Genomic DNA, 21,104 nt, shown 5'->3' with positions numbered 1-21,104 from the left:
GTCGTTCGGCTGCTCACCAGGCGCCCGCCCCGGGTAACAGACAAGGGCGCCCGGAGGGCGCCCCTCATGCATCCGGATTCCGAACCGCGCAGCGGCCGGTCAGTTCGTGCGCGAGTTGTGCTTCTGCAGATACGCGATCAGGCCATCAATCCCGCCCGATGCGAGCTGGCTCTTGAACTGGCCCTGGTAGACCTGGATCAGCCACGCGCCCGACATGTCGATGTCGTAGATCTTCCAGTCGTTGCCGACCTTGCCGAGGCGATAGCCGACCGACTGGCTGTCGCCCGGCGTCGTGACCGTCGACTGCACGAGCGCGTCGGCGCCCGACGCGCCGCCGGCCTTGAACGAGAACTTCGCGTCCTGGCTGCCGAGCTGCGCGAGCGACGCGGCATAGGTGCGCGTCATCAACAGCTTGAACTGCTTGTAGAGCTCCTGCTGCTGTTGCGGCGTGGCCTGCTTCCATGCGTCGCCGACCGCGATGCGGGTCGTGCGCTCGAAGTTGGTCGCGGGCAGGAAGCGCTGCTCGACGACCTGCGTGACCTTCGCCATGTCACCGCCGCGCGCGGCCGGATCGGCCTTCATCGCGGTGACGGTGCCCTCGACCGCGGTGCGGACGATATCGACCGGTGCGCTCTGCGCGAAAGCGGAAACCGACACGGCGGCCGCCGCGACGAAAGCAAACAGATGACGTTTCATACGGATATCGCACTCGATAAGAAAAAACGACCGGCTCCTTGTGCCCGTCGACGCCGCAAAGTATACCGGGCCTGACGCCCGGTCGCCGCGCCGTGACCGACTGTTACCTTTCGACTCGGCCCGTTACGGCCTCGGCAAAGCAGGACCGCGCCGATTATGCCAATATCCTCATACAAATGAATCGGCGCCCGCGCCGATTCCGCCGCCACGAACAAATATCCTTCCCGCCCCGAATCCCGCAACGTCACGACCGCCGCCACGCCGCGCCGGTATACTTGGCTACTTTGCCCTTGCCAGCCCCATCCCACCGCCACATGGTGACTTCTCTCATTGTCCGACTCGTTGCGTGGTCGGTGCGCCGCCCTGTCTGGGTCGTCGTCCTGTCGCTCGTCATCGCCGCGCTCAGCGGCGTGTACGTCGCGCAGCATTTCAAGATCAACACCGACATCAGCAAGCTCGTCGATGCGGAACCGCAATGGGCCGCGCTCGGCCAGGCCGTCGATCGGGCCTTCCCGCAGCGCGACGGCACGATCCTCGCGGTCGTCGAGGCGCCCGCGCCCGAATTCGCGAACGCCGCCGCCCACGCGCTGACCGCTGCATTGCAGAAGGATGCCGACGCCGGCCGCATCGGCCAGGTCGCCGAGCCCGGCGGCGGGCCGTTCTTCGAACATAATGGGCTGCTGTTCCTGTCGCCGCAGGAAGTCGCCGATACCACCTCGCAGCTCGCGAGCGCGCGCCCGCTCGTCAACGAACTCGCGAAGAACCCGAGCCTGACCGGGCTCGCCACGACGCTGTCCACCACGCTCGGCCAGCCGCTGCTGACCGGCCAGGTGAAACTGCCCGCGATGGCGAAGCTGCTCGCGCGCAGCGCCGCGACGGTCGACGACGTGCTGGCCGGCAAGCCGGCCGCGTTCTCGTGGCGCGCGCTGGTCGACAGCGACGCGGCGCGGCAGCCCGCGCGCGCGTTCGTCACCGTGCAGCCCGTGGTCAACTACGGTGCGCTGAAGGCCGGCGCGGAAACCAGCCAGGTGATCCGCGACGCGGCCCGTTCGCTCGACCTCGAGAAACGCTACGGCGCGGCCGTGCGCCTCACCGGCGAACAGCCGCTCGCCGATGACGAATTCGCGTCGGTCGAGGACGGCGCCGCGCTCAACGGCGCCCTCACGCTGGTCGCCGTGCTCGTCATCCTGTGGCTGGCGCTGCGCTCGAAGCGGATGATCGGCTCGGTGCTGGTCACGCTGTTCGTCGGCCTCGTCGTGACCGCCGCGCTCGGCCTCGCGATGGTCGGCTCGCTGAACATGATCTCGGTCGCGTTCATGGTGCTGTTCGTCGGCCTCGGCGTCGATTTCTCGATCCAGTACGGCGTGAAGTACCGCGAGGAACGCTTCCGCGATCCGCGCATCGATCACGCGCTGATCGGCGCCGCGCACTCGATGGGCATGCCGCTCGCGCTGGCCACCGCGGCCGTCGCGGCGAGCTTCTTCTCGTTCATCCCCACGGCCTATCGCGGCGTGTCCGAGCTCGGCCTGATCGCGGGCGTCGGGATGTTCGTCGCCCTGCTGACCACGCTCACGCTGCTGCCCGCGCTGCTGCGCCTGTTCGCGCCGCCGGGCGAATCGAAGACGCCGGGCTTCCCGTGGCTCGCGCCGGTCGACGATTACCTCGATCGCCACCGCAAGCCGATCCTGATCGGCACGCTCCTGGTCGTGATCGGCGCGCTGCCGCTGCTCGCGTTCCTGCACTTCGACTTCAACCCGCTGCACCTGAAGGACCCGAACAGCGAATCGATGGCGACGCTGCTCGCGCTGAAGGATTCGCCCGAAGCGGCCGTCAACGACGTCACGCTGCTCGCCCCGTCGCTCGCCGGCGCCGACGCGGCCGCGAAGCGCCTCGAAGCGCTGCCCGAAGTCGGCCGCACGACCACGCTGTCGACCTTCATCCCCGCCGACCAGCCGGCCAAGCGCGCGGCGATCGCCGCGGCCGCGAGCGATCTGCTGCCCGCGCTGACGCAGCCGGCCGCGCCGGCCGCGACCGACGCGCAGCGCGTCGCCGCGCTCAAGCGCGTGTCGGACCTGCTGGGCTATGCGGCAGAGGATCACCCGGGCCCGGGCGCGGCGGCCGCGCAGCATCTGTCGGCGTCGCTCGCGAAGCTCGCCGCCGCGGACGCCGCGACGCGCGACCGCGCCGAGCGTGCGTTCTCCGACACGCTGCGCATCGCGCTCGACCAGCTCGCCTCGCTGCTGCAGCCGCAGGACATCGCGCGCGAATCGCTGCCGCCGCAGCTCGTGCGCGACTGGGTCGCGCCGGACGGCCACGCGCTCGTGCAGATCTCGCCGAAGGTGCCGAAGGGCGTCGACCCGAACGACGACACGATGCTGCGCCGTTTCGCCAAGGCCGTGAAAGCCGCGGAGCCGGGCGCGATCGGCGGGCCGATCTCGATCCTGCACTCGGCCGACACGATCATCAACGCGTTCCTGCACGCGGCGCTGTGGTCGATCATCTCGATCACGATCCTGCTCTGGATCACGCTGCGTCGCTTCGGCGACGTGCTGCGCACGCTGGTGCCGCTGCTCGTGTCGGGTGTCGTGACGCTCGAGATGTGCGTCGTGCTCGGCATGTCGCTCAACTTCGCGAACATCATCGCGCTGCCGCTGATGCTCGGCGTCGGCGTCGCGTTCAAGGTGTATTTCGTGATGGCATGGCGCGCGGGGCAGACGGGGCTGCTGCACTCCAGTCTCACGCATGCCGTGCTGTTCAGCGCCGCGACGACGGCGACCGCTTTCGGCAGCCTGTGGCTGTCGCACCACCCGGGCACGTCGAGCATGGGCAAGCTGCTCGCGCTGGCCCTGACCTGCACGCTGATCGGCGCCGTGGTGTTCCAGCCCGTCCTGATGGGCAAACCGCGCGTCAAACGCGCCAAGAACCAATCGCAAGGAATCAATGAATAAGGTGCGAATCATTGCGGCGTCCGTTGCCGCCAGCGCGATGCTGACCGGCTGCGCGACGGGACCGAACCGCAATCCCGACGACCCGCTCGAACCGATGAACCGGGCGATGTACAAGTTCAACGACACCGTCGATTCGAACATCGCCCAGCCGATCGCAAAGGGTTACCAGAAGGTCACGCCGACACCGGTACGCACCGCGATCAGCAACTTCTTCTCGAACCTCGGCGATCTCGGCAACATGGCGAACAACCTGTTGCAGCTGCGCATTACCGATGCGACGCAGGATCTGATGCGGATCACGATGAACTCGCTGTTCGGCGTCGCCGGCCTGATCGACATCGCGACGCCGGCCGGGCTGCCGAAGCATCACCAGGATTTCGGCCTGACGATGGCGCGCTGGGGCATGCCGTCGGGCCCGTACCTCGTGCTGCCGGTGTTCGGGCCGAGCACGTTCCGCGACGGCGTGGGCCGCGCGGTCGACGTGCGCTTCAACCTGCTCAACTACATCGAGCCGGCCGCGCGCAACCCGATGTACATCGCGCAGTTCATCAGCGCGCGCTCCGACCTGCTCGGCGCGACCGACCTGCTGAAGCAGGCCGCGCTCGATCCGTATTCGTTCGTGCGCGACGCGTACCTGCAGCAGCGCAAGTCGCTGACCTATCGCAGCCAGTCGTCGTCGGCTGCACTCCCGAACTACAGCGAACCGGGTGCATCGGGCGGCGCGCCCGCATCCGCGCCGGCCGCGCCGGGGCTGCCGAACTACGAGGATCCGGGCGAACCGAACAACGCACCGGCCGCGCCGGGATTGCCGCAGTATGACGATCCGGGTGCCGACCATGCGGCGCCGGCGAGCGCGCCGGTGGCTGCACCGGCCGCACCGGCAACGCCTGCGAGCAGCCCGGCCGCGCAGTAGCGCCGCAACGGCGACCGCCGCAAAGACACAGCGCGCTGCATTACGCAGCGCGCTTTTTTTGTCCGCGAGAAACGGGGAACCGGGAAGGAAAGGGAAGGGCGGGAAAAGCGGCGCGCGCCGCTCAGACGATCCGCATCGCGCCCGCACGCTCGAACGCGTGCCGCGCCTGGATCAGCGTCGTGCGCGCCGCGCGCGCATCGCCTGCAACCTGCAGCAGCGGCCCGAGCTGCGACGGCTGCTTCAGCAGCTCGCGCAGGATCGGCAGGATCGCCGTGCTGCCGTCGTCGCGCAGGCCGGCCGTCGCCGCGCGCGGCAACGTGCGCCACGCCGGATCGACGATCGCGCGGCACACCGCGAACGGCACGCCGCGCGACGCCGCGAACGCCGCCGCGATGTGCGACTCCATGTCGACGGCGAGCGCGCGCTTCGCGCGGTGCAGCGCCGTCTTCTCCTGTTCGCTGACGACCGGCGCACCGACGGCCGCGATCGTGCCGCGCGTGACGCGCGCCCAGACCGGCGTGTCGTGCAGCGCGGCGACGAGCCGCGTGCTCCAGCCCGGGTCGGTCTCCACCCGGCCGAACGGCCCGTCGATCGCGTTCGCGATCACGAGCGCGCCGGGCGCCAGATCGGGGGCGAGCCCGCCCGCCGTGCCGAAGCTGACGATGCCCGCGCAACCGCGCGCGGTCGCATCGGCCAGCGCACGCTCGAGCCGGTCGGCCCGCGCGGCGAACACGGCCTCGACGCCGTCGCCGCGCGCGATGCGCGCCTCGAACGCCATCCCCGTCACGGCGATGACGGGCAACGCGCCGGTGTGCTGTTGCGTCGCCACGCGTTACATCCCGACCGTGACGCGCGTCGCGTTGTCGCGCTTCAGGTTGCGGTAGCGTGCGAGCGCCCACAACGGGAAGAACTTGCGATAGCCGTGGTAGCGCAGATAGAACACGCGCGGGAAGCCCGTCGCCGTGAAGCGCGTCTCGTCCCACAGGCCCTCGTCGTTCTGGCTGGCGATCAGGTAGTCGACACCGCGCGCCACCGCCGGGTGGTTCACCTCGCCGGCCGCCATCAGGCCGAGCAGCGCCCAGGCCGTCTGCGACGCCGTGCTCGGCGCCTGTTCGAAGCCGCGATAGTTCAGCTTGTAGCTGTCGCCGTCCTCGCCCCAGCCGCCGTCCTTGTTCTGGACCGACAACAGCCACTGCGCGCCGCGCTTCATGCGCGGATCGTCCGGCGTCAGGCCGGCCGCATTCAGCGAGCACAGCGCGGTCCACGTGCCGTACACGTAGTTCATCCCCCAGCGGCCGTACCAGCTGCCGTCCGGCTCCTGCTCCTTCAGCATGTAGTCGAGCGCGCGGCGCGCCGGCTCGCTGTTCAGCGGCGTCTCGCCGAGCTGCGACAGCATCGACAGGCAGCGGCCCGACACGTCGGACGTCGGCGGATCGAGCAGCGCGCCATGATCCGAGAACGGGATGTTGTTCAGGTAGTACTGCGTGTTTTCCGGTTCGAACGCGCCCCATCCGCCGTCGCTGCTCTGCATGCCGACGACCCATTCGCGCGCCCGCGCCATCGATTCGCGATAGGTATCGGACTGCTCGAGCTTCTGCGCACGGTCCATCGCCATCACGACCACGGCCGTGTCGTCGACGTCCGGGTAGTGCGCGTTCGCGTACTGGAACGCCCAGCCGCCGGGCCGCACGTGCGGCCGGCGCGAGATCCAGTCGCCGCGCACGTCGAGGATCTGCAGCGGGCGCAGCCATTCGAGGCCGCGCAGCACGGCTTCCTGCGCGCGCGCGTCGCCCGTTTCCAGCAGCGCGTGCGCCGCGAGCGACGTGTCCCACACCGGCGACAGGCACGGCTGGCAATACGCTTCGTCCTCGTGCACGACGAGCAGCTTCTCGACCGACTTGCGCGCGAGCGCCCGGTTCGGATGATCTTCCGCATAGCCGAGCACGTCGTACATCATCACCGCGTTGGCCATCGCCGGGTAGATCGCACCGAGGCCGTCCTCGCCGTTCAGGCGCTCGTCGACGAACGCCACGGCCTGACGGACCGCGCGTTCGCGCGTGTAGCTCGGGAACAGCCCGTCGACCGCGCGCAGCGCATGATCGACCACGCGGAAGAACGCGAACCAGCCGGCGCTCTGGTGACCCTGGCGCGGCAGCAGCCCCGCATTGACGGGCGGGTCGATGAACAGCTCGTCGATGCGCACGCCGCGCGGATTCTTCGCGAGCGGGCGCTTCGCGTTCAGCACGAGCAGCGGCACGATCACGGTGCGCGCCCAGTACGACACCTTCGACAGATGGAACGGGAACCACTGCGGCAGCAGCATGATCTCGACCGGCATCATCGGCACCGCGCGCCACGGAATCGCACCGTACAGCGCGAGCTGGATGCGCGTGAACACGTTCGACATCTCGGCGCCGCCCATCGCGTGGATCGCGCGACGCGCGCGCTGCATGTGCTCGGCGTTCTCGTCGTCGCCGATCACCTTCAGCGCGAAATACGCCTTCACGCTCGCGCTGATGTTCGGCGCGCCGTCGGTGAACAGCGGCCAGCCGCCGTCCGCCTGCTGGATGCGGCGCAGATACCGGCCGATCTTCCGTTCGAGCTCGAGGTTCGGCGTTTCGCCGAGATAGTGGACAAGCAGCACGTATTCGGCGGGAATCGTCGAATCGGCTTCGAGTTCGTAGACCCAGTGCCCATCCGCCTTCTGCGCGGCCAGGAGCGCGTCGGTCGCGCGCGCGACGGCCGCGTCGACGCCGGCCGGCGCGGTGCCGGCGGACAGGGTAGCCATTTCGGTGAGATCGTTCATCGGTCCCTCTAGTGTGTCTGGAGCACGTCCGCGGCCAGTTGGCCGGAGCGGATCGCGCCCTCGATCGTGGCGGGCAAGCCGGTGGCAATCCAGTCGCCTGCCAGCACGAGATTGGTCCAGCGCGTACGCACGGCCGGACGTTTCATTTCCTGCGACGGCACCGCCGCAAAACCCGCGCGCGGCTCGACCACGAGCTGCCACGCGGGGATGGTTTCCGGGTTCGCGCCCGTCACGCGCGCGACGTCGTCCCAGATGCGCCGCGCGAGCGTATCGCGCGGTGTGTCGAGCCAGCGGCCGGCGTCGCGAATCGTCGCCGCGAGCGGGCCGCCGCCGGTGCGCACCGCATCGACCACGCCGTTGACGACGGCCGTCTGCAGCGGGCCGCCGGCCGGCGCCTCGAGCGCGAAATACGCGGTGACGACCGCGCTGAACGTATCGGGCGCGGTGAGTTCGGGCACGAGCGGCTGCGCAACCTCGGGCGGCACGGCCAGCACGACCGCGTCGCCCGGCGCGAGATCGATGCGCTCGCCGCCGATCGCCACCGCGTCGACCGCATTGCCGTGCGCGCCGAATTCGAGCGCGTCGAGCCGCGAGTTCAGCCGGATCTGCGCGCCGCCGTGCTGCAGCATCCGCAGCGCGGGATCGACGAACGCACTGCCGAGCCCGTGACGCGCGACGAGCGGACGGCAACCGGCGCCGCCCGCGGCAAATGCACCGCACAGCGCCGCGCGTGCAAGCTCGGCGCTCGCGTGGCGCGGCTCGACATTCAGCACGCCGAGCCAATACGGCCGCAGCCAGCGTTCCCACAGCACGCCGTCGCATCGCATCGTCTGTGCGAGCGAGCGGCCCATCCGCGCACACGCGAGCGGGGCGAGCGCGAGGTAGTCGAGCGGCGTCGTGCCCGGCGCGCGCGATGCGGCGTCGAACAGCCACGACGGACAGCGCCCGGCGCCGAAGCGCAGCGTCCAGCGCTGCTGCGACGCGACGTCGACGACCGGAAATTCAGGCAGCGCGGGCCCCGCGAGCTGGCCGGCCGCGCCGATCCCGCGCAGGTAGCGCTGCGTCGCGGTCTGTCCCGCGAACACCGTGTGCAGCCCGCTGTCGAGCGTCGTGTTCAGCGTCCCGTCGAACCATGAGCGGCAGCGGCCGCCCGCATGCGCGTGGGCGTCGTGCAGCACGATGCGCCGCCCGCGGCGTTGCAGCTCGACCGCGGCCGACAGGCCGGCAAGGCCGGCGCCGATCACGTGGACGGTCCTGGGCATCGACTCGGTCGGCTCAGAACAGCGCGTAGCGCGCGGCGATCATCAGCATGCGCGCTTTCGGCTTGCGCAGCGGCGCGCGCGGCGCGGCGAAGCCGCGTGCAACCGCGGCGTCGAGAATGCAGCGATACGCGCCCGACATGATGCGCGGCGCCTTCACCTGTGCACGCGCGCAGGTATCCATCACCGCGTCGGCCTGGCGGAAATGCTCGAGCGCACGCTCGACGAGCGTCGCGCACACGCGCGGCAGCGCCGGATCGCGCACGATCGTCGCCGGATCGGCGATCGCGATGCCCTCGCGCGCGAGCAGCTCGCGCGGCAGATAACAACGGTTGATCGCCGCATCGTCGTCGATGTCGCGCAGGATGTTGGTCAGTTGCAGCGCGCGGCCGAGATGGTGCGACAGCTTGATCCCTTCGGCTTCCGGCATCCCGAAAATCCTCACCGACAGCCGGCCGGCCGCGCTCGCCACGCGATCGCAGAAGAGGTCGAGCGTCGGCTCGTCGGGCGCGCAGATGTCCTCGGCCGCGTCCATCGCCATACCGTCGATCATTGCGTGGAAATCGTCGCGCTGCAGGTTGAATGCGCGGATCTCGCGGTCGAGCGCCGCCAGGTGGCGCGGCGGCCGGCCGGCGAAGCACGCGTCGATGTCCGCGCGCCAGCGATCGAGGCCCGCATTGCGCTCGGCGCGCGGCAGGTCGCTGTCGGCGATATCGTCCACCGCGCGGCAGAACGCGTAGACCTGGAACATCGCATCGCGCTGCGTCGCAGGCAGGATGCGCATCGCAAGATAGAAGGAGCTGCCCGAAGTGACGGCAGCGGCATCGGTTTCTTGTTCGTCCACGACGGAATGGGAAACGGCCAAGACGAGCTCCACGGAGACACCCACGCGGGGCGATTGAAGAAGCCATGCCCGGCCGGGATGGCCAGGGTGTCAAATGCGTGCGGGATAGTCGAACGATCGACGCAGACAGGCGCAAATTACCGGCTGGAAGCCGGAATTGGGCGGAAGTATAGCAATCTTTGAAGTTCGATGGCGGGCGCGCGCCGCGTCCGGCGGCCTGCCGGACGCCGTCGGCGGGCCGGCGCGCCCTGCATGCGCGGAAACGGACGCCGGCCGCGCGTCAGCCGTACACGATGTCGCGTTGCAGGTCGAGCGCAATGAGCCCCATTTCGCGGGTGAGCTGCAGCATCGAGCGGCGTTCGAGGCGCGAGCCCATGAAGCTCGTGACGCCGCCGTCGGGCTCCGCGGTGAACTGGAACACCGCGCCGCCGGTGCCGAACCATGCGCCCGGCACGTCGGGCGATTCGCGCCAGTCGATCTGCTCGAACACGCGCGCGATGCCCGCGCGCACGAGGTCGCCCGGGCCGATCGGCGGCGCGACGTCGCCCAGGTCGTCGAGCGAGTAGGGGCCGGGCTTGTCCGGCTTCCGGTAGAAGAGATAGTCGACGTTCATGGGGCGCAATCGCAGGCAAAGCAACAAATTAGCGCGCTTCGCGAAAAATTCAAATCGGTTCCGGACGAAATGTGGCCGGCACGAGACAAGCGGGACGACACGCGCGCGGCGCCGCGACCGCGCCGCGCGGCCGCATCTGGATGCGGTCGGGTTCGTCTAAGATGACAGCTTTCTCAAAATATACGGACATCATGGAGACCCACGCAATCGCCCCCTCGCAGTCCGATCATCCGGTTTTCGTGCTCGTGCACGGCGCCTGGCATGGCGCGTGGTGCTACGCGCACGTCGCGGCGGCGCTGGCCGCGCGCGGCTACCTGTCGATCGCGCGCGACCTGCCCGCGCACGGCATCCACGCCCGCTTTCCCGCGTCCTACCTCGCACGGCCGCTCGACAAGGAGGCATTCGGCGCCGAGCCGTCGCCGGTGGCGAACACGACGCTCGACGACTACGCCACGCAGGTGATGCAGGCCGTGGACGATGCGTATGCGCTCGGCCGCGGCAAGGTCGTGCTCGTCGGGCACAGCATGGGCGGCCTCGCGATCACGGCGGTCGCCGAACGTGCGCCGGAGAAGATCGCCAGGATTGTTTATCTGGCGGCCTTCATGCCCGCGACCGGCGTGCCGGGCCTCGACTACGTGCGCGCGCCCGAGAACAAGGGCGAGATGCTCGGCCCGCTGATGCTCGCAAGCCCGCGCGTCGCGGGCGCGCTGCGCATCGATCCTCGCAACGGCGACGCCGCGTACCGCGAGATGACGAAACGCGCGCTGTACGAAGACGTGCCGCAGGCCGACTTCGAAGCCGTCGCGAACCTGATGACCTGCGACGTGCCGGCCGCGCCGTTCGCGACCGCGATCCCGACGACCGCCGCGCGCTGGGGCGCGATCGACCGCCACTACATCAAGTGCCTGCAGGATCGCGTGATCCTGCCCGCGCTGCAGCAGCGCTTCATCGACGAAGCCGATGCATTCGCTCCCGGCAACCCGACCCACGTCCACCAGCTCGACAGCAGCCATTCGCCGTTCATGTCGCAGCCGGCCGTGCTGGCAGGCGTGCTGGCCGACATCGCGAAAAGCTGAGCACGGCGCGCGCGGGGCGGGCCCGCTCCGCGCGATGCGGGGCAGGCCCGCCTATCCGTAGGCGACCGAGCGGTCGCGGCCCAGCCGTTTCGCGCGATAGAGCGCGGCGTCGGCCTCGTTGACGAGCACGTCGCAGGTCAACGCGCCCTCGCTCGCGCACGTGCCGCCGACGCTCGCCGTCACCGGCACGCTGACGCCCTCGGCGTCGACCGGCACGCTGCCGATCGCATCGCGCACCTTGTCGGCCACCCGCATCGCCTCGTCGAGATTCGTGCACGGCAGCAGCAGCGCGAATTCCTCGCCGCCGAAGCGGCCGAACGTATCCTGCGCGCGCACGATCGACGCGACGCGGCGCGCCGTCTCCCGCAGCACGGCGTCGCCCACCGTATGGCCGTGGCGGTCGTTGATCGTCTTGAAATGGTCGAGGTCGAACAGCAGCACCGACAGGTCGCCGCCGTAGCGTTGCCAGCGCGAGAACTCGTCGCCGAGCCGCGCCTCGAAGAAGCGCCGGTTCGCGATGCCGGTCAGGCCGTCGCGATTCGCGTGCTCGCGCAGCTTCGCGACCGCTTCCTCGCGCTCGCGCTGCATCACGCTTACATGCGTGACGTCCGAGATCGTCACGCACACGGCCTCGACGTCGCGCCCGCGCGTGAGCGGCATGAACGTGCAGTCCTGCTGCATGAAGTCGACGCCGCCCGTGATCGGCCGGTCGTGCTCGAAGCGGAACAGGTAGGGCCGCTGCTCCCACGAGCTGAACGCGAAGCTGCCGAGCTGGAACACGCTTTCGAGCTTGCGCGCGAGCCAAGCGCGCGGCAGGTCCGGGAAACAGTCGAACAGGTTGCGGCCGATGACGTCGGCAGCCGCGATGCCGCTGTGGTCCTGCATGAAGCGATTCCACATCAGCACGGTCATCGAACGGTCGAGCACGAACAGGCCGAAGCCCACCCGCTCGATCACGAGGTCGCTCAGCGACGGAGCGGCGGCCGTCATAGCGCGGACAGCAACGCGTCGAGCGCGTCGCCCATCAGGCGGATCGAATCCTCGGCCATCAACATCACGAAGTGGGCGCGGAACGCATGATCCTCGAGCCCGAAGTTCACCTCGAGCAGCAATGCCACGCTCCATGCGAGCTCGGCCGGCTGGAATACGTCGTCGAACGACACGTTCGCGCCGAGCAGCCCCGGCGGAAAGAACACGGGCTTGCGGCCGAGTTCGTCGAGGATCGACGCGACGCACGCGCCCATCAACACGTTCGCGACGTCGAACACGACTTCGTCGGGCGTCGCCATCCCGCCGTAGACGCCGTCGCCGAACGTCCGGTCGACGACCGACATGAGCCGCGCGATGCCCGAGGTGCGGCACAGCACGATCGCCTCGCCCTTGATGTCGGAGCGGAAGCCCTGGCGCACGGCGGTCACGTTGTCGTGAATGCCCGTCATCTCGCGCAAGGTGTCGCCCGCGTCGGCCGATTTCACGACGCGCACGCGCGGCACCGACAGCTCGATGAAGCGCCCGAGCAGCAACGCAAGCCGCGCGGCGGCGCGGCCCATGGCGAGATTGGCGATTTCCTGCAACGCGTCGCGTTGCTCCGCCGTGAACACCGATTCAGGCATACAACCCATACTCCTTGAGAATGGGCAGCAATGCCTCCGACGTCACGGGTTTGGCTACGAATGCGATCGCGCCCAATTCGCGCACGCGTGCTTGCGCCTGCGGCTGGATATCGGCGGATACCACGATCACGAACGTGTTCAGATCTTCGTGGCGCAGTGTCTCAAGGACCTGATATCCGCTCATGTCGGGCATCGTCAGGTCCAGAAACATTACGGAAGCTTTGCCGTCACGATAGAGCGCCAAGGCCTCTCGACCGTTCGCGGCATACGCGACATCGACGTCCCAGCCTCCCGGCAGCGCCTTTGTCAGAAGTTTGCGAGCGAGCAGCGAATCGTCAGCAATTACAATCGGCAAAGGCATGGAGCGAAGCGGTATACGGAATGGTCTCTCTCGCGTTAACGACCGCGCGGCGCGCTTCTTGAGGCGCCATGCGTTCGGGTGCGGGCAGCCCTCTTGCGACCGCGCGCGGGCGACGCGACGCGGGTGCGCGCGACGCACCGCACGGCGAACGCCGGCGGGCGCATCTATCTGTCATAGGGAAAGCAAGGCGCGATTCTCGGAGTAAACGGGAGGCGATGCAACTCGCCATTTTCACCATTTCGGACAGATTTGGTCCGATCGCGGTTCATTCCGAAAACAGGCGCGACCATTTTCGAGATAAGCACGCAAAATTTTTCCTTGTGTACGTTTGCGCTGCCGGATTCGTCGCGTTTTCAATCTGACAAACTTCTCCTGTCTGAATCGACAGGATTGCGCGCATCCGGCGTGCATCCGGGGCCGCGCGGCGGGCCGTCGCAACTCGTTTATGATGACAGGCAGCTCCGCCTCACCAGCCTCCCCGATGACGTCCGACCGGCCCGCCGACTCCCACGCCCCCGCCTCCACGCCCGCCGACGACTGGCAGGACGACAGCAGCTACGCGTCCGGTGCGCCCGAGCACGATTTCGCGGTGCGCCGCGTGACGCTGATCGTGCTGCTCGTCGCCGCGATCGTGCTGCCCTGCATCTACGTGGCGGTCATGGCTTACAACGACCTGAAGGCGCGCGAGGCCGCCGCGAGCGACGTGACGATGCGCACCGTGCGCGTGGCCGAGGAGCACGCGCTCAAGGTCTTCGACCTGAGCGAAACGCTCGATGCGCGCATCGTCGATCTCGTGCAGGACATGGACGACGCGACCGTGCGCGGCCGGGAATCCGACATCCACGAGGCGCTGAACACGATCGGCGGCGGCTATCCGCAGGTGGCGGCCGTGTCGATCTTCGGCGCGAGCGGGATGCTGCTCGCCAACAGCCTCTACTATCCGGCGCCGTATGCGTCGATCGCGAACCGCGACGACTTCGCCGGCATCCGCGACGGCAAGGTCATCGAACACGTCTCGCGGCTGATGATGGGGCCGCTCAAGCTCGAGAACATTCCCGTGTTCAACACCGGCGTCGCGCGGCGCCATAGCGACGGTTCGTTCGCCGGGATGGTGTCGATCGCACTGAAGTCGTCGTATTTCAACGCGTTCTATCGCGACCTGCTCGGCGGCGCGAACACGCCGATGACGATGGCGCTCTCGCGCTCGGACGGCGCCGTGATCGCGTCGTATCCGCCGCCGCCGGCGCTCGCGCACACCGATCGCGCGGTCACGTTCGGCGATGCGCGCAACGATCCGCGCGCCGGGGTCGTGCGCGTGCGCCACGACGGCGCGAGTAGCAGCGAGATCGTCGCGTATCGCCAGGTCGGCAGCTATCCCGTCTACGTGACGTGCGCGTACCGCACGTCGGCAATCTGGCACGAGTGGTACGAGCACCTGAGCGTACTGTTCATCTCGATGTTCGCGCCGTCGGTCGCGCTGTGGTCCGTGATCTGGCTGTCGCTCAAGCGGCTGAAGGCGGAAGAGGAGGCGTGGGACCGCTGGCAGGCCGAGGCCTCGATGCGCCGCTCGATCGAATCGGCGTACCGGCAGTCGCGCAAGATGCAGGCGCTCGGCAACCTCGTCGGCAGCGTCGCGCACGACTTCAACAACCTGCTGATGATCATCTCGAGCAACGTGCAGATCGCGCGGCGGCGCGGGGTCGAGCATCTCGACAAGGAACTCGGCGCGATCGAACGCGCGCTGAAGAACGGCCAGTCGCTCACGCGCCAGCTGCTCGGCGTCGCGCGCAAGCAGCCGCTGCACAACGAGACGATCGACGTCGGGCAGTGGGTCGGCACGTGCCGCGAACTGCTGAAGACGTCGCTCGGCTCGAAATCGTCGCTGGTCGTCGCGATCGAGCCCGGCGTCTGGCCGATCCGCGTCGACGTGGCGGAGCTCGAGCTCGCGGTGATCAACCTCGCGGTCAACGCACGCGACGCGATGGCGGCGGGCGGCCGCTTCACGGTCGGCGCGCGCAACGTGACGCTGCGCCGCGAGGACGGCTTTCCGCTGATCGGCGACTTCGTGCAGATCTCGCTCGACGATACGGGTTCGGGCATGGCGCCCGACGTGCTCGCGCGCGCGTTCGAGCCGCTGTTCACGACCAAGGCGCAGGGGATGGGTACGGGGCTCGGCCTGCCGCAAGTGTTCGCGTTCTGCGAGCGTTCGGGCGGCCTCGCGACGATCGACAGCGCGGTGGGCGCCGGCACGTCGGTGCGCCTCTACCTGCCGCGCGCGCGCGCCGAGGATGTGGTCGCGCGGCCGCAGGCCGTCGCGCACGACGCGGGCGCGCTCGCCGGCCTGCACGTGCTGCTCGTCGAGGACAACAGCGAGGTCGCGGCCGGCACCGAAGCGCTGTTGTCGCTGCTCGGGCACCGCGTGACCTATGCCCCCAGCGCCGACGACGCATTGCGCCTGATCGAGGGCGCGGCCGCGAACGACGCGTTCGACCTCGTGATTTCGGATATCCACATGCCGGGCCGCCTGAACGGCATCGACCTCGCCGAAGCGGTCGAGCAGCGGCCGGTGAAGCTCCCCGTGATTCTCGTCACGGGTTACGCGGAGGAGCTCGACCGCACGCGCACCGTCAACGTCCGCGTACTGTCGAAGCCGTTCGACATCGCGCTGCTCGACGAGATCCTGCTCGGCATCCGCGAAGCGCGCGACGCACGCCACGCCGGCGCATGACCCGCACGGCGGGCGGCATTGCGCCGGCGTGAGCAGGCGCGGGTGCGGCGCTCACGCCAGCATCGTCACGCCGACTTCAGCAGGCGCACCCAGCCCGCATAACGATCGACGAAGCCTTGCAGGAACTTGCGGGTGTCCTCGCTGATGATCTGGCCCTGATCGTCGATGCGCGCCGGATCGTGCTTGATGAACATTTCGGGCTGCCCCAGCGTCTTGACGTCGAGGTACGCAAGCACGTTGCGCAGGTGCTGCTGCGCGAGCGCCGTGCCCGTCGCGCCCGGCGACGTGCCGAGCACCGCGCCCGGCTTGCCCGACCACGAATTGGAACCCCACGGGCGCGAGCCCCAGTCGAGCGCATTCTTCAGGACGCCCGGAATCGAGCGGTTGTACTCGGGCGTGACGAACAGCAGCGCATCGGCGGCTTCGATCGACTGCTTGAAGCGCTTCGCGACCTCCGGAAAATCCGCGTCGTGGTCCTGGCAATACAGCGGCAGTTCGCCGATCTCGACGAACTCGAACGAGAAATCGGCGGGGGCGAGCGAGATCACGGCATGCGCAAGCGCGCGGTTCCATGAAGCGCGCCGCAGGCTTCCGACGACCACAGCAATGCGATAGGACATGGCATTCTCCTTCCGATGAGTGAGGAATCGGATCGATTGCTTCCGATCTGGCGACAAAGGTCTGTTTATAGGCAAGCCAGCCCGCGAACCGCCCCACGGGGCCGGCCGGCCGACTTTCCACAAGGTTTTCCACAGAAATTGTGGATAACTCGGCCATGACTTTCCAGCGTGACCGACTTGCCTCCCGCGCGGCCGATTTCGGCACGCGGCACAGGTTTCGGCAAGCATAGCGCAGCGCGCCGGCCGGCTTCGTGAATTCGCGACGGAACACGCATTGCAGGCCGGCACTGCGCCCAGTAAGCTGCTCGCACCGCGACGCGCCCGCTCGGTGGCGCGCGTGCGACTGCCTCGAGACATCCGACCCAGACATGCCGTCCGCCTACGACGATCCGGCCTACCTCGCGCAACTGCGGCGCGACCTGCTGCGCTTCGCGCGACTCCAGCTCCGCGATGCCGACGCGGCGGAAGATGCCGTGCAGGAAGCGCTTGCCGCCGCGTGGTCGCACGCGAATGATTTCGCGGGGCTGTCGGCGCACAAGACGTGGGTGTTCGGCATCCTGCGCAACAAACTGATCGACGTGCTGCGTGCGCGGCAGCGGATGGTGAGCCTGTCCGCGCTCGACGCCGAACTCGACGGGGAATCCGTGCTCGATCGAGAACTGTTCAAGGAGAACGGCCACTGGGCCGCGCATGCGAAGCCGCGACCGTGGCCGCGCCCCGAAACGCTGTTGCAGCAGCAGCAGTTCTGGACGCTGTTCCAGGCCTGCCTCGATCACCTGCCGGAGCAGATCGGACGCGTATTCATGATGCGCGAATTTCTCGACGTCGAAATTGCCGACATCTGCAGCGAATTGACGCTGACGACGAATCACTGCAGCGTGCTGCTGTATCGGGCGCGCACGCGCCTGCGAACCTGCCTGAGCGAACAAGGACTGACGACCGAAGATGCTGCCGGGGAAATGTACTGACGTGACGCGACTGCTGTCGGATGCACTCGACAGGAAACTGACCCTGCACGAGCGACTGCAGGTGCGCGTGCACCTGCCGACTTGCAGCGGCTGCAGAGCCTATCGCGGGCAGATCGGCCTGCTGCGGACGGCCGCGAAGGCGGCGGCGGGGCAGGGGCCCGGCGGCGACGGCGAGTCGTCCGGCTCGGTCTAGAGCCTGGTCACGCCAACAACGGGCTGGCGAACGTGCCTTTGCGCCGGCAGGGCAAGGAGAGAAGAGGCGCAATAGCCGTCGTTATTGCAACGACGAACGACGCCGCAATACGGGCGCGAAGGCACGTTCCCCTTGTCTGGAAAAAATCGTTCGTGGGGCTGGCCCTCGGAAGGGCCGATCGCCGCGTCATGCTCCTCGCGAATACATCGAGTATTCGCTTCGTCGCATTCCTTGCGCTTCGGCCCCTCCGGGGCCAGCGCAAGCCCGCTATTCGCGTGAACAGGCCCTGGCGGCCTGCCCACTATTGTCCGGGTGCCCGGCGATCCTGCCGACCTCGCGTGGCGGCGGCGGCGCCGGGCTGACGCGACAAGAAAAATACGGCGAACAAGAATTATTCGAACAGCGACCGCACCGATTCGGGCGGCCGGCCGATCGCAGCCTTGCCACGATAAACGACGATGGGCCGCTGCAGCAGAATCGGATGAGCGACAATCGCTGCGTATGCGTCCGCATCGGTCAGATCCGCGCGGGCCAGATCCAGCGTCTTGTACGGCTCCTCGCCGTCACGCAGCATGTCGCGAACCGGGCGGCCAAGCTGCCGGTGCAGCGCTTCGAGTGCCTCGACCGTCGGCGGCGTCTTCAGATACTCGATGACGTTCAACGGCGCACCGGTGGTGTTCAGCGACTCGACCAATGCAAGCGTCTCGCGCGACTTCGAGCATCGGGGGTTGTGGTAAATCGTGATCATGGTTCTGGCCTGAAGGGTAGAGCCCCGTATTGTAGCCAGTCTGCTTCGGGGGTTTCGGTGGGGCGGCCCTTTGGAGATCGGGCGCCGAGTCGATGCGTCTCGGACGAGAGGGGGCGGTGTGGCGGGCCGCAAAAGGGAAGGGCCGACCGGGATGAACGCTAGCGAGTCGATGTGTTTATGCGCATAAAGTCCGTTGGCCATCTATCTCGGCAAGGGCGACAAGGAGCGCTGGATACCGGCTCGTCACGACAGCCTTCCCGGTCTGGACCAGGTCGACGGTCGCGTTGAACGTCGGTTGGTTTATGCGCATAAAGCCCGCAGCGACTGGGGGAAGTCCCGCGCGCTTCGTGGCCAGGCGAGTGCCGAAACTCCACCGCACCGGCACAATGGCCGCTTGAATATGCTGCCGTGTTGCTTCGCCGCTGGCCGCAAGATTCAGGCGAGGCTGGCGCGTGCCGCTTCGTCACTCGCAGCCCGACACCCATTGGTTTATGCGCATAAACGTGGCGCCCATCCGGCATCTTGGTGTCGAGGCACTTGGGTTCAACGGCGCACGTCGAGTCAGCGCATGCCCAGCCAGCAAGTACGGCTCGCAACCCGATCCCAAAGCGTGCAGGCTGTACTGCCGCGCAGTGAATCGCCTCGGCCTCTGCGGAGTTTATGCGCACAAACTCCGCCTCATCACGGACAGCCGATTCGCTCCTGCGAGAGGGCGGCATGCTCCGCTCCGATACCGCAGCGATTCCCTGCGCTCGACGAAATCGCCCCGCGTGACGACGCAACCTTCGCGTCGCTCGTCGAACATTCCAGCCGTCGTCCACGCCTTCCGATCGAGCCATCGCCCGACACCGGTTCGTTTATGCGCATAAACCGCTAGCCGAATGGCCAATGCGTAGTTGCTGAACGACAATTTCATTGAAATCCAAATATCGTCCTGTAGAATTCCAACGACCAAAATAGGAGTGAAAATTGGCCGCGGAAATCATTGCAGTCACTCAACAAAAAGGTGGCGTCGGCAAAAGCACGATTGCCATGCACCTCGGTGCCGCGTTCCATGAAAAAGGGAAGCGCGTCCTCGTCATCGACGCAGACCGTCAAAACACACTGGTTCACTGGTCGAGCGCATCCGGTGACAGCGAAACCGGCATCCCGTTTCCGGTCGTCAACCTTGCCGAAGCCGATGGCCAGATCCATCGCGAGATCAAGAAGTTCATCAACGACTACGACATCATCGTCGTGGACTGCCCGCCGTCAATCACTGAAAAGGTATCCGGCGTCGTCCTGCTGGCCGCGTCGATCGCCGTGATTCCGACGTCGTCGTCGCCCGCCGATTACTGGTCGAGCGTCGGGCTGGTCAAACTGATCCAGCAGGCGCAGGTCATGAATGAAGACCTCCGTGCCGTCTTCCTGCTGAACAAGACCGAAGAGAAGCGCATGCTGACCCGCGAGCTCAAGCGCGCGCTCGAGGAACTCGGCTTCCCGTTGCTGAAAACGCAGATCCCGACCCGGGAAGCGTACAAGCAGGCGATGGCGCTCGGTCAGACCGTGCTGCAGATGAACGATCGCGGCGGCAAGCTGGCCGCCGCCGAAATCCGCGCATGCGCCGACGAAATCGTCGCCATGCTGCCCTGACTTTATGCGCACAAAGGAGTCACATGAAACCCTCCCAATTTGCAAAAGGATTCCAAGCGCGCCCGGATATCACGACGAGCGAAAAGCGCACGGCGCTCGATCGGCTCAATGCGATCGACGGCATCGTCAAGTCCGACACGCCCACCCCGGCTCCGGCCCGGTCCGCGAAGAAAGACATCGCACCGCCGCCGGCTCCGGAACTCACGATCGATCCGTCGATCGACGAATCGCCGCAATATCGCGCGTGGCGTCTCGAGAATCGCTACGCGCCGGGCCAGGTAATCGAGTTGTCGCTGAAGGCGATCAAGCATAGCCCGTTCAACCCGCGGCACTTCTATCTGAAGTCCTCGATTGCCGAACTCGCGGTCAACCTCGCCAAGCAGGGGCAGCAGCAGGCGATCCACGTGATTCCGGATTACGACAACCCGGGCACGTATTTCGTCAGCGACGGTGGTCGCCGTGTACGGGCGCTGAAGGAAGCGAACAAGGAATCGGTCAAGGCGATCGTGATCGATGTGCCGATCGGCATCCAGAGCTACAAGCTCGGCTACGACCTCAACGTCCAGCGCGATTCGCAGACGGTGTTCGACAACGCGGTCGTGTGGCGCCGCTTCCTCGACGACAAGCATTTCCAGAGCCAGAAGGAACTCTCCGAGCATCTGGGCCTCGACGAGTCGACGGTGGCCGTCGCGCTCTCGATCGGCAAGTTGCCGGAAGCGATCATGCAGGAGATGGTCGCGCGTCCCGACCGCTTCGGTTCGAACATGGCGTATCAGGTCGGCCGCTATCACAATGCACGCGGCACCGAGGCCACGCTGCGGCTGATCAACAAGATCGTGTCGGACGATCTCAGCACGCGCCAGGTGTCGGACATCGTGAAGGGCCGCGTCGCGGCGCAGGAAACGCCGAAGGCCGCGGGCCGCCAGCGCTATGCGCAGCGTCTCGAGATCAAGCTCGGCGGCAAGTCGGTCGGCGACCTGAAATCGTACGGCGAAGATCGCATCGAATTGCGCCTGCGCGGCCTCCCGAAGGACAAGCGCGACGCGATCCTCGAGCAGCTCGAGCGGATGCTGTTGTCGGAGTGAT

At 67.6% G+C, this 21,104-nt stretch carries 19 protein-coding genes; 8 read left to right on the top strand and 11 right to left on the bottom strand.

Annotated elements, in window-relative coordinates; genetic code table 11:
- Nucleotides 1-99: 99 nt before the first annotated feature.
- Nucleotides 100-696, bottom strand: coding sequence for an MlaC/ttg2D family ABC transporter substrate-binding protein (locus GQ57_RS05740; protein ID WP_031400840.1), 597 nt, complete (start codon nucleotides 694-696; stop codon nucleotides 100-102).
- Nucleotides 697-1,010: 314 nt separating this feature from the next.
- Here GQ57_RS05740 and GQ57_RS05735 point away from each other — a divergent pair, with 314 nt between their 5' ends.
- Both GQ57_RS05735 and GQ57_RS05730 read left to right on the top strand, forming a co-directional pair.
- Nucleotides 1,011-3,644, top strand: a complete 2,634-nt coding sequence (locus GQ57_RS05735) for an MMPL family transporter (RefSeq protein WP_034197351.1) — start codon at nucleotides 1,011-1,013, stop codon at nucleotides 3,642-3,644.
- A complete protein-coding gene (locus GQ57_RS05730; protein ID WP_034197350.1) occupies nucleotides 3,637-4,557 on the top strand; it encodes an MlaA family lipoprotein in 921 nt (306 codons plus the stop codon). Before GQ57_RS05735 ends, GQ57_RS05730 begins: the two co-directional genes overlap by 8 nt.
- 121 nt (nucleotides 4,558-4,678) lie before the next feature.
- On the opposite strand, the gene GQ57_RS05725 is transcribed toward GQ57_RS05730, so the two are convergent.
- The 5 genes from GQ57_RS05725 to GQ57_RS05705 form a co-directional block, all read right to left on the bottom strand.
- Nucleotides 4,679-5,386: a phosphorylase gene (locus GQ57_RS05725; RefSeq protein WP_031400837.1), complete on the bottom strand. Its 708-nt coding sequence runs from the start codon at nucleotides 5,384-5,386 to the stop codon at nucleotides 4,679-4,681.
- Between the two features lie 3 nt (nucleotides 5,387-5,389).
- Nucleotides 5,390-7,363, bottom strand: a complete 1,974-nt coding sequence (shc, locus tag GQ57_RS05720) for a squalene--hopene cyclase (RefSeq protein WP_031400836.1) — start codon at nucleotides 7,361-7,363, stop codon at nucleotides 5,390-5,392.
- Nucleotides 7,364-7,371: 8 nt separating this feature from the next.
- Complete coding sequence (gene hpnE, locus GQ57_RS05715) at nucleotides 7,372-8,625, bottom strand: hydroxysqualene dehydroxylase HpnE (protein WP_031400835.1); 1,254 nt, start codon at nucleotides 8,623-8,625, stop codon at nucleotides 7,372-7,374.
- A gap of 13 nt (nucleotides 8,626-8,638) precedes the next feature.
- Nucleotides 8,639-9,487: a presqualene diphosphate synthase HpnD gene (gene hpnD / locus GQ57_RS05710; protein WP_034197349.1), complete on the bottom strand. Its 849-nt coding sequence runs from the start codon at nucleotides 9,485-9,487 to the stop codon at nucleotides 8,639-8,641.
- 259 nt (nucleotides 9,488-9,746) lie between these two features.
- Complete coding sequence (locus GQ57_RS05705; RefSeq protein ID WP_031400833.1) at nucleotides 9,747-10,079, bottom strand: hypothetical protein; 333 nt, start codon at nucleotides 10,077-10,079, stop codon at nucleotides 9,747-9,749.
- Between the two features lie 191 nt (nucleotides 10,080-10,270).
- Here GQ57_RS05705 and GQ57_RS05700 point away from each other — a divergent pair, with 191 nt between their 5' ends.
- The gene (locus tag GQ57_RS05700; protein ID WP_034197348.1) at nucleotides 10,271-11,155 is read left to right on the top strand and encodes an alpha/beta fold hydrolase; all 885 of its coding nucleotides are present in this window, start codon (nucleotides 10,271-10,273) and stop codon (nucleotides 11,153-11,155) included.
- Nucleotides 11,156-11,206: 51 nt separating this feature from the next.
- Here the strand turns inward: GQ57_RS05700 and GQ57_RS05695 are convergent, their stop codons facing one another.
- From GQ57_RS05695 to GQ57_RS05685, 3 genes are read right to left on the bottom strand one after another with little or no spacing between them, the layout of a single operon-like run.
- Nucleotides 11,207-12,145 carry a GGDEF domain-containing protein gene (locus GQ57_RS05695; RefSeq protein ID WP_031400831.1) on the bottom strand — a complete coding sequence of 313 codons (939 nt, stop codon included), beginning with the start codon at nucleotides 12,143-12,145 and terminating at the stop codon, nucleotides 11,207-11,209.
- Nucleotides 12,142-12,768, bottom strand: coding sequence for a chemotaxis protein CheC (locus GQ57_RS05690; RefSeq protein WP_031400830.1), 627 nt, complete (start codon nucleotides 12,766-12,768; stop codon nucleotides 12,142-12,144). Before GQ57_RS05690 ends, GQ57_RS05695 begins: the two co-directional genes overlap by 4 nt.
- The gene (locus tag GQ57_RS05685) at nucleotides 12,761-13,129 is read right to left on the bottom strand and encodes a response regulator (RefSeq protein WP_021161390.1); all 369 of its coding nucleotides are present in this window, start codon (nucleotides 13,127-13,129) and stop codon (nucleotides 12,761-12,763) included. Before GQ57_RS05685 ends, GQ57_RS05690 begins: the two co-directional genes overlap by 8 nt.
- A 481-nt stretch (nucleotides 13,130-13,610) precedes the next feature.
- Between GQ57_RS05685 and GQ57_RS05680 the strand changes: the two genes are divergently transcribed.
- Nucleotides 13,611-15,857 carry a hybrid sensor histidine kinase/response regulator gene (locus GQ57_RS05680; protein WP_034197347.1) on the top strand — a complete coding sequence of 749 codons (2,247 nt, stop codon included), beginning with the start codon at nucleotides 13,611-13,613 and terminating at the stop codon, nucleotides 15,855-15,857.
- A 65-nt stretch (nucleotides 15,858-15,922) separates the two neighbouring features.
- Here GQ57_RS05680 and GQ57_RS05675 read toward each other — a convergent pair whose 3' ends face one another.
- Nucleotides 15,923-16,477: an NADPH-dependent FMN reductase gene (locus GQ57_RS05675; protein WP_031403339.1), complete on the bottom strand. Its 555-nt coding sequence runs from the start codon at nucleotides 16,475-16,477 to the stop codon at nucleotides 15,923-15,925.
- Between the two features lie 368 nt (nucleotides 16,478-16,845).
- Here GQ57_RS05675 and GQ57_RS05670 point away from each other — a divergent pair, with 368 nt between their 5' ends.
- Nucleotides 16,846-17,445: an RNA polymerase factor sigma-70 gene (locus GQ57_RS05670; RefSeq protein WP_031403338.1), complete on the top strand. Its 600-nt coding sequence runs from the start codon at nucleotides 16,846-16,848 to the stop codon at nucleotides 17,443-17,445.
- Nucleotides 17,423-17,638, top strand: a complete 216-nt coding sequence (locus GQ57_RS05665; RefSeq protein ID WP_034197346.1) for a zf-HC2 domain-containing protein — start codon at nucleotides 17,423-17,425, stop codon at nucleotides 17,636-17,638. The genes GQ57_RS05670 and GQ57_RS05665 overlap by 23 nt, the downstream gene beginning before the upstream one ends.
- A gap of 391 nt (nucleotides 17,639-18,029) precedes the next feature.
- On the opposite strand, the gene arsC is transcribed toward GQ57_RS05665, so the two are convergent.
- On the bottom strand, nucleotides 18,030-18,386 hold the full coding sequence (arsC, locus tag GQ57_RS05660) for an arsenate reductase (glutaredoxin) (protein ID WP_034197345.1): 357 nt from the start codon (nucleotides 18,384-18,386) through the stop codon (nucleotides 18,030-18,032).
- Between the two features lie 969 nt (nucleotides 18,387-19,355).
- Between arsC and parA the strand changes: the two genes are divergently transcribed.
- Both parA and GQ57_RS05650 read left to right on the top strand, forming a co-directional pair.
- Nucleotides 19,356-20,018: a ParA family partition ATPase gene (parA, locus tag GQ57_RS05655; RefSeq protein WP_031403335.1), complete on the top strand. Its 663-nt coding sequence runs from the start codon at nucleotides 19,356-19,358 to the stop codon at nucleotides 20,016-20,018.
- A 23-nt stretch (nucleotides 20,019-20,041) separates the two neighbouring features.
- The gene (locus GQ57_RS05650; protein WP_034197344.1) at nucleotides 20,042-21,103 is read left to right on the top strand and encodes a ParB/RepB/Spo0J family partition protein; all 1,062 of its coding nucleotides are present in this window, start codon (nucleotides 20,042-20,044) and stop codon (nucleotides 21,101-21,103) included.
- Nucleotide 21,104 lies beyond the last annotated feature (1 nt).

The organism is Burkholderia sp. MSh2, assembly GCF_000731655.1.
GTDB lineage: Bacteria > Pseudomonadota > Gammaproteobacteria > Burkholderiales > Burkholderiaceae > Burkholderia > Burkholderia paludis.
This window is presented reverse-complemented; position numbering and strand designations above follow the sequence as displayed.